The organism is Aeromicrobium sp. Leaf272, assembly GCF_001422865.1.
Classification (GTDB): domain Bacteria; phylum Actinomycetota; class Actinomycetes; order Propionibacteriales; family Nocardioidaceae; genus Aeromicrobium.
This window is the reverse complement of the sequence record NZ_LMMY01000009.1, coordinates 570,458-571,532: the sequence shown is the minus strand read 5'-3', so window position 1 is coordinate 571,532 and position 1,075 is coordinate 570,458. Positions and strand designations below refer to the sequence as shown.

The window sequence follows — 1,075 nt, the reverse complement described above, 5'->3', positions numbered from 1 at the left end:
GGCCTTCGGCTCGTCCCCACCCTCCTCGGCCTTGCCGTCGGTGGCGGGCTTGGCCGGCTGCGGCGGGGCGTCGACCTGGACGGGCTCGTCCTTCTCGGTCTCGGCCTCGTCACCGTCGGCGCCGGTCTCGTCGGCCTTCGACGTCTCGGCGGCGGGCGCCTCGTCGGGCGTCGCGTCCCCGGACTCGTCGCTCTCGGTAGAGGCCTTGGCGTTGTCCGCCTCGACCTCGTCCGCACCGGGCGCCTGGCCGGCGTTGCCGGAGGTGTCGGCGGCGCGACCCTGCTCGTCGACGTCCATGTTGTGCTTGGCGGCGACCTCGGCGTCCTCCTCGCGCGACGTCGTGGCGGGCTCGTCCTGCGGCTCGTCGTCGGGGACGTCGGTCCCCTCGGGCTCCTCGTGGGCGTCCGCGGCCGGCGCGGCGTCCTCGGTGTCGCTGATCGAGGCGTCGTCGGCCTGGTCGGTCGCGTCGGGCTCGGCGTCCGTGGCCTGGTCGGAGGACCCGGCCGCCGCGGCCGCGGCGGTGGCCGCCTCGGCCTCGTCGACGACGTCGGCGGACTCCTCGGCCGTCGGCTCGGGAGCCCGCTTCACGGCGGCGAGCAGCATCTGCGCGACGTCGAGGACCTCGACCTCCTCGCGGGCCTCGCCGGCCGCCTGCTGGGCGGTCAGGCCGTCCGACAGCATGACGCGGCAGAACGGGCAGCCCACGGCGATCTGGTCGGCACCGGTGGCCACGGCCTCCTGCGTGCGGTTCACGTTGATCCGCGACCCGAGGTTCTCCTCCATCCACATGCGCGCGCCACCGGCGCCGCAGCAGAAGGAGCGCTCGGAGTTGCGCGGCATCTCGGCGAACTTCGCGCCGGGGATGACGCTGAGCAGCTCGCGCGGCGCCTCGTAGACCTGGTTGTGGCGGCCGAGGAAGCAGGGGTCGTGGTAGGTGATCGTCTTCTCGGGCTCGGCCGCGGCGGCACCGGCCTTGCCGGCCACCGGCGTCAGCCTGCCCTCGCGCACGAGGCGGTTGAGCAGCTGCGTGTGGTGCACGACCTCGAGCTCGACGCCGAACTCGGCGTACTCGTTC

1 protein-coding gene is annotated in these 1,075 nt (G+C 74.5%); it reads right to left on the bottom strand.

Translation table 11 applies throughout. The annotated features are described in order from the left end of the window. Positions 1–1,075: heterodisulfide reductase-related iron-sulfur binding cluster (locus ASF38_RS18785; protein WP_255353801.1), on the bottom strand; the 1,075-nt coding region annotated here is incomplete at both ends.